The organism is Enterococcus sp. H57 (genome assembly GCF_003112495.1).
GTDB lineage: Bacteria > Bacillota > Bacilli > Lactobacillales > Enterococcaceae > Enterococcus_B > Enterococcus_B faecium.
Genome location: NZ_BEHC01000002.1, coordinates 88,552 through 95,370, shown reverse-complemented (window position 1 = coordinate 95,370; position 6,819 = coordinate 88,552). Strand labels below are relative to the sequence as shown.

The window sequence follows — 6,819 nt, the reverse complement described above, 5'->3', positions numbered from 1 at the left end:
TATAACTGTTTCGAGGAATTAAAATCAGCCATCGATAGCTATATCTATTACTACAATAATGAACGGATAAAACAGAAATTAAACTGGCAAAGTCTCGTCCAATTTCGTAAAACAACCGTAACGGTTGTGTAAAAATATCATTTTAGAGCATGAAAAAAAGGAGTGGATTTCTCCACTCCAAAAAAGTCTAACTTTTGGGGGTCACTACAGTGTCACAGTCCTTTTTTTAGTAAAAGGATACATTTCTTCCTTGTATATTCCATGCGTGTTCGTGAGAAAGCATATATAATTTAATTAACAGATAGTTAGGGGGAGAAAAAATGATTTTTTCAATTACAATAAAACTGGTATTCGGGTTGATCGGTTTATTATTAGTGGTACGTTTGCTTGGGAAGAAATCCATGTCAGAAATCACACCGTTTGATTTAGTCTATACGCTTGTTTTAGGTGGGATCTTAGAAGAATCAACCTATGATGACAATGTCCATGTAGGGCATGTCCTATTTGCCATTGCGCTTTGGGCAGTAATGATTTATGGTATCGAACGTATCGTCCAAAGAAATGAAAAGGTCAATCGTTGGGTCAAAGGCGAGCCATCTGTTCTAATCAAAGACGGCGTCATCAACATGACAGAGTTGACAAATAACCATATCGAGATGGAGCAGTTGCGAGCAATCTTAAGACAGCAGGAATGCTTTTCTCTTGAAAATGCCAAACATGTTATCCTAGAGAATGCCGGTCAAATGAGTGTATTGAAAAAATCAGATGAAGACAAAGCTTTATCGATCCTGCTTGTAGATGAAGGGCAAATTCAGCATAAAGTGCTTCAGTCCAATCAATTGACTGAATCATGGCTTATGGAGAACTTGAAGAAAGAAGGCTATGCAGATGTAAAACAGCTGATTTATGTTGAATGGTCAGAAGAAAAAGGGCTCTACATACTAAATAAAGAAGACGTCATGCATGAATCTTACCGAATAGATGGATAGACAGAGGTTGTGAAATCAGCGCCTTGGATTGTTACTCAAAACTAAGCGACTTTTTCACAACCTCTGATATCTAATATACGTTGTTCCAGAAGTTGCTTCTTCGAAAAATAAGCCAAAATTCCACAAAAATTTAAGAAGCAATTTTCGAAAAATCCTTTCTTATTTTTTGAAGTTGATCACTTCTGTCACAACCTCTCATGTCACAAACCATTTTTTTGTTTCCTTTAACTCAATATACCGTACGTCTTCCCACAATATCGGCTGATGGTCAATCATAAAGTAATCTTCATAGGCTTCACCAATGAAGTGCCCTTCGACCTCATCCAAGAGTCTTCCAAATTCATCTTTTAAATTGAGCTGAATGATTACTGCTTTACGAGATAAAAAGGCTTCTGTCAGTATACTATCGATTTCTTGCAATGTCATTTGTTGTTTAGGAAGAGGCTGTTTGCGTGCTTCTTCTTCATTTTTTTTGATACCGTTGACTAGTTCTTCCATCGCAAAAGCAGTCCCCCATTTTAATCCAAATGGCCGATCTCGATACTCGTTATAGTCAATGAATTTTTTTGCTGTCCGTCTCATCTTTTCCACCTTCTAATCCACTCATACCACCTGCATGCCCGCCAACGAGAGAACTACGTGCGATGGCGCGTCCTCCTTGCAAGAGACTATGCGCATGGATGATTGATTGAAAGCCGTATTTTTTTCTAATCGTATCGACAACAAAATCAACTTTCGCTTCATTTATCTGCTTTTCAGGATCTTCAAAAAGGTTAAGCTGTAAACCTGTCGCGTATACGAGGTCGGAACAGTTCACGCCTACACGCCGAATATCCTGGTAGTGGTAATGCTGATGGAAAATGGTCAATAAAGCATCTGCTAGATCTCTGCTAGCATTTGTCGCTTCGATTTTCATTTGCTGGTGAAACCCGGTCTTGCCATTTGGATCAAGATAGCCTAAAGAGTATCCTACCCATAAGCTGACTACTTGTGTTTTTGCTGCAGATCGTCTCAAGCGAGTGCCGACTTGATCGGCCATTTCTTTGATAACGATCTCGATTTCTTCTCGTCTTGTATAATCTCTATCTAGGATTTGACTATTTCCGATACTTTTTGATTTTGGTGTATATTCTTGTCCCAAAAAACTTCGATCGATCCCCCAAGCATGGGCATAAAGCTGAGTACCGATGACCCCTAGCTTGCTTTTCAAGTGATAATAATCCGCGTGAGCTAAATCATAAACAGAATGTATACCCATTTGTTTCAGACGTTTTGCTGTTCGTTTGCCGATTCCCCAAAAGTCAGTGATATCTGAGATTTTCCATAACTTTTCTGGTACATCTTCATAACGCCATTCAGCAAACATTTGCTTTCCGTCTTTTGAGCCATTGTCTAAGGCTAGTTTAGCAAGTAGCGGGTTATCGCCAATTCCTATAGTCGTGTAGATTCCGGTCTGCTTAAACACATCTTTATGGATCAGTTTAGCCATGTCGTACGCATTTGTTTTACCAAAGAGTGCCATGCTATTTGTTACATCAAGGAAGCTTTCATCGACGGAATAGACATGATGGTTCGCTTCGTCTGCATATTTTTTATAGATAGAATTGATTTCTCTGTTCTTTTCCATATAATAGGCCATCCTTGGGGCAACAATATATAAATCACTTGGATAGGGGAAGGGAAGATCTCTGGCACGGCTGATATTGGTGATGCCGTAAGCTTTTTTTGCTGCAGGACTGGAAGCCAAGATTAATCCGCTACCCCGTGTTTCTGTCGAATCGGACGGATAGGACATGACTACTAATTTAGTTGTAAGGGGATCAAGATCCTTTTCAACGCACTCTACGGAGGCGTAAAAAGATTTGCAGTCAATACATAAAATATCTCTTGAAGGTTCTTTTTCATAAACAAATACCGGATTTTGATTCGCCCACATAACAATCACCTCTTCAACACAATTAGAACACATGTTCTCTTTCCGTGTCAATAAAAAACAGCAATTTTCAAATACGAGCAAAAGGCTCACATTTGGAAATTGCTGAGAGGTTATTTTTATCTATTTGTTTTTAGCTGAGATCGTTGATTTTTTTATCAAACATGAACAGCTTCTGGATCGATCTTTGTTGTCCCATTTCCAATGTGTGCAACATAAAATTCCGGAGCATAGCCGACAACTTTCATGTATTCATCATAGACATTGTTTTTGAAGGCAGGTATATTTTCTTCTTTGACAAGAGCAATCGCACAGCCACCAAATCCAGCTCCTGTCATTCGTGCACCTAAGACACCTTCTTGTTTTTGAGCAGCATCTACTAGTGTATCTAATTCGATCCCAGTTACTTCATAATCATAGCGAAGAGAGTGGTGAGAATCATTTAACAGTTGACCAAATGCTTCTAAGTTCCCAGCTTCTAATTCAGCTTTTGCCTTCAAAGTCCGCTGATTTTCAGAAACGGCATGGCGAGCTCTGCGTATCAATGTATCATCGCCGATTTGGTCAATAGTTGATTCAAATTCTTCTTCATCTAAGTCTCCTAAAGAAGAGATAGGCAAAGTTTTTTGCAAACGTGCCAAGGCTTCTTCGCATTCGCTGCGACGTTCATTGTATTTTGAATCTGCCAATTCCCGCCGCTTATTCGTATTCATGATGACGATTGCATAACCATCTAGTTTCACTGGGACCATTTCGTATTTCAGCGTATTTGTATCTAATAAGATTGCATGATCTAGCTCACCGAAGCCGATGGCAAACTGATCCATGATACCTGAATTGACACCGATGAATTCATTTTCTACTTTTTTACCTGTTTGGACTAGTTCCAAGCGATCTGTTTTTAAATCAAACAGATCTTCTAATACAACACCTACCAATAATTCTAATGAAGCGCTACTGGAAAGTCCTGCACCATTAGGGATTGTTCCTTCCACTAACAACTCAAACCCATGATCGATTGAGTGTCCAGCTTCTTTTAATTTAAGGACCATTCCTTTTACGTAATTTGCCCAGTTTGCTTTTTTATCATATTCTAGCTCATCTAAAGTAAAACTAATGACACCGATATCGTCAAAGTTTGTGGAATAAACTAATATTTTATTATCGTCTCGAGGTGCTGCTACACCTTGCGTTCCATAAGTGATGGAAGCGGGGAAGACATGGCCTCCATTGTAATCTGTGTGTTCACCAATCAAATTGATGCGTCCTGGTGAGAAGTATTGTGTAGTTTTTTTAGGTCCGAATGTTTCGGCAAATTTTGTGTTTAAGCTTCTTTTGATTTCCATGATGAGTTATTCCTTTCTTGTTTTGATTTTGAATTCTGTCACTGTTTCAAATACTGATCCGGCTTTTAAATGAATCGAACCAAATGCTGAGAAGCGCTCTGCACCTGGAGCTGTTTGAGTCTCAAATGTGATGCCACCATGATGTGCCAGTTTTCGGTTGCGCATTTCTGGTGTTTCTGTGCCGAAATTTGCAGTGAAAATAACCACACTAGAAGCATCTGTAGCAATATCTACTTGGATTCTTTTATCGGGGCTAGTCAAGCGAGCGGCTTCTTTATCCAAGCCGGTTTCTTTTAAGAAAAATGGATGATCGATTCCGTCAACAAGATTTTTTTGATCCAAATCACTAGCAAAAACGGACGCTAATTTTTTAGGTATTTGAAAATCGAAAGCACTTCCTGCAGCATTTTCTTTTACCCCTATAGGAATACTATCTGTTCGCAAAGGAGCATAAGCTTCGCTATTGAGCCAAAGCTCATGTTGATCGATTGACTGAGAAGCATCTCCCGACAAGTTGAAGTAAACATGATTTGTCGGATTGAATAAAGTATCTTGGTCACTGGTGCCGCGAGAGGTCACTCGCCAGATATTATCTTGTGTCAAAGTATAGCGGATTTCCACATCCATTGTACCTGGAAAACCATGTTCTCCGTCGGGACTTGTAGTAGTAAAAATGACAGAAGCTTCATTTTCGCCATTCAAAATGACATAAGACCATTTTTTTAATTCAAATCCAGGAGCACCACCATGCAGATTATGTCCAGTTTTTGGATCTATGGCTAATTGGTAAGTTTTTCCATTGAGAGAAAAGCGGCCATTTTCGATTCTCCCTGCGGTGCGACCGATAGAAGCACCGATATACGGATCTTTTTCGATATATTCTTCAGCGGTGTCAAATCCCAAAACTAATTCTCGATCATTTGATTTTAAACTGACGATTCTAGCACCTAAATCAGAGATAGAAAGTGCTAGCTTGTTTTTGTTCTCCAAGGTTATCAAGTGATAACCTTGGCCAAAATCTTTTTCTGTAATCTTCATTTTCAAGATCCTTTCTTAATGGGAAGGAACTACTGCATCGTGAAGTTCATCTTCCATTGTATCAGCTGGAGCCAATTTGTTTTCCAATTCCTCAACGATTTGTGCATGTTTTTTCTCTGTCAATGTAATCTTCCAAGCAAAAATAATAGCGGAGAAAATCATCAAAGCAGCAGGAGCATAGAATGCATAAGCTTTGAAAGTCGTTACGCCATGAGCAGTGATATCAGCAGCAGTAGCATTACCAGTCATCCCAGAAGCGATAGCGACAAACCCTACGATCCCGTTAGACAAAGCACCAGCGATTTTATCTAGTAAAGGGCGAATTGATAGAGTAACAGCTTCGTTACGGATACCATTTTTCCATTGACCATATTCAACAGAGTCTGTGATCGTCATCAAAGCGGATAAGAAAATTAATTGTTGAGGGAAGTAGAACAATACTAGCCCGATGATAACGATTGGCAAACTTGAACCTGCGATCGTAAAGAAAAAGTAAGAAGAAATCATCATTGCGATCCCTCCAAGGTAAACGTAGCGACGAGAGATGACGCGTGTAAGCATTGGGAATAGTGGAACAGCTACTAAACCAAGTAAGGCAGCAACTAGACCAACGATCCAAAATTCAGTTGGTTGGCCAAGTACATATTTGAAGAAGTAGAATAATACGGCAGTTGTTGCTACATTGGCAATCGCATAAGCGATATAAGCAAGGGCAAGCCACATCAACTGATCATTTTGAGCAACTGCTTTGAACACATCTTTGATCCCAGCTTTTTCATTTTGCTGACGGATCGCAGTATCGACTTCTTTTGTGCCCAAGGCAGTGATAATCGCAGTACCGCCTGAAATAACAGCAGCAATCACACCGAACCAGAACCAGCCTGAAGCGCCTTCAATATGTTTATGAGTAACAAGATAGGTAAAGAAAGTAACGATAGGGACAACGACTAGAGTAGTACCATTTGCACCTAGAGAAGAGCCGAAACGAGCAAACGTAGCAAATTTTTCACGTTCCTTTGTTTCCGTACTCAAAGCTGGAATCATTGACCAAAAAGCGATATCCTTAAATGAATAAAAACTATCCAATAAGATGAAAACGATTGCAAATAATATGATAAATAAAGTCGTATTATGAGTAGCTAAGCCAAAGAAATTGGTAAAGATTGCTACCAAGAGTACGGAACTAACAACGCCGCCGATAACTAACCATGGTTTGAATTTACCGTATTTTGTACGAGTATTATCGATGATGCCACCAATCAAAGGATCAAAAATAATTTCAACTAAGCGGATACCTACAACTAAGCTTGTAACTGTAGCAATCATTTTTGCATTCGTTGCCTTATCTGTTCCTGCGAACATCTGGCTTGTCACGAATACCATAAAATAAGTGCTTAATGTAACATAGAATGTGTCGTGTCCAAAAGCGCCTAAAGCGTAGGACACACGTTGGATCATTTTGCTTTTCATAATCTGTATTCCTCTCCTGTTCAATATATAATACTAAGTAAAC

7 protein-coding genes are annotated in these 6,819 nt (G+C 39.3%); 2 read left to right on the top strand and 5 right to left on the bottom strand.

Annotated elements, in window-relative coordinates:
• Both DIZ30_RS00840 and DIZ30_RS00835 read left to right on the top strand, forming a co-directional pair.
• The coding region (locus DIZ30_RS00840; protein ID WP_143343981.1) for an IS3 family transposase at nucleotides 1–132 on the top strand (132 nt) is incomplete at its 5' end.
• Between the two features lie 188 nt (nucleotides 133–320).
• On the top strand, nucleotides 321–989 hold the full coding sequence (locus DIZ30_RS00835) for a DUF421 domain-containing protein (RefSeq protein WP_109023044.1): 669 nt from the start codon (nucleotides 321–323) through the stop codon (nucleotides 987–989).
• A gap of 195 nt (nucleotides 990–1,184) precedes the next feature.
• Here DIZ30_RS00835 and DIZ30_RS00830 read toward each other — a convergent pair whose 3' ends face one another.
• The 5 genes from DIZ30_RS00830 to DIZ30_RS00810 form a co-directional block, all read right to left on the bottom strand.
• Nucleotides 1,185–1,571, bottom strand: coding sequence for a hypothetical protein (locus tag DIZ30_RS00830; protein WP_002293692.1), 387 nt, complete (start codon nucleotides 1,569–1,571; stop codon nucleotides 1,185–1,187).
• Nucleotides 1,543–2,925 (bottom strand): Y-family DNA polymerase, encoded by a 1,383-nt coding sequence (locus tag DIZ30_RS00825; RefSeq protein ID WP_002323727.1) that lies wholly within the window; start codon nucleotides 2,923–2,925, stop codon nucleotides 1,543–1,545. The genes DIZ30_RS00830 and DIZ30_RS00825 overlap by 29 nt, the downstream gene beginning before the upstream one ends.
• A 155-nt stretch (nucleotides 2,926–3,080) precedes the next feature.
• Complete coding sequence (locus DIZ30_RS00820) at nucleotides 3,081–4,268, bottom strand: galactokinase (protein ID WP_002286858.1); 1,188 nt, start codon at nucleotides 4,266–4,268, stop codon at nucleotides 3,081–3,083.
• Nucleotides 4,269–4,274: 6 nt separating this feature from the next.
• Entirely contained in the window at nucleotides 4,275–5,306 is a 1,032-nt protein-coding gene (locus DIZ30_RS00815; RefSeq protein WP_109023043.1) for an aldose epimerase family protein, read from the bottom strand.
• A 15-nt stretch (nucleotides 5,307–5,321) separates the two neighbouring features.
• On the bottom strand, nucleotides 5,322–6,776 hold the full coding sequence (locus tag DIZ30_RS00810) for a glycoside-pentoside-hexuronide (GPH):cation symporter (protein ID WP_002293689.1): 1,455 nt from the start codon (nucleotides 6,774–6,776) through the stop codon (nucleotides 5,322–5,324).
• Nucleotides 6,777–6,819 lie beyond the last annotated feature (43 nt).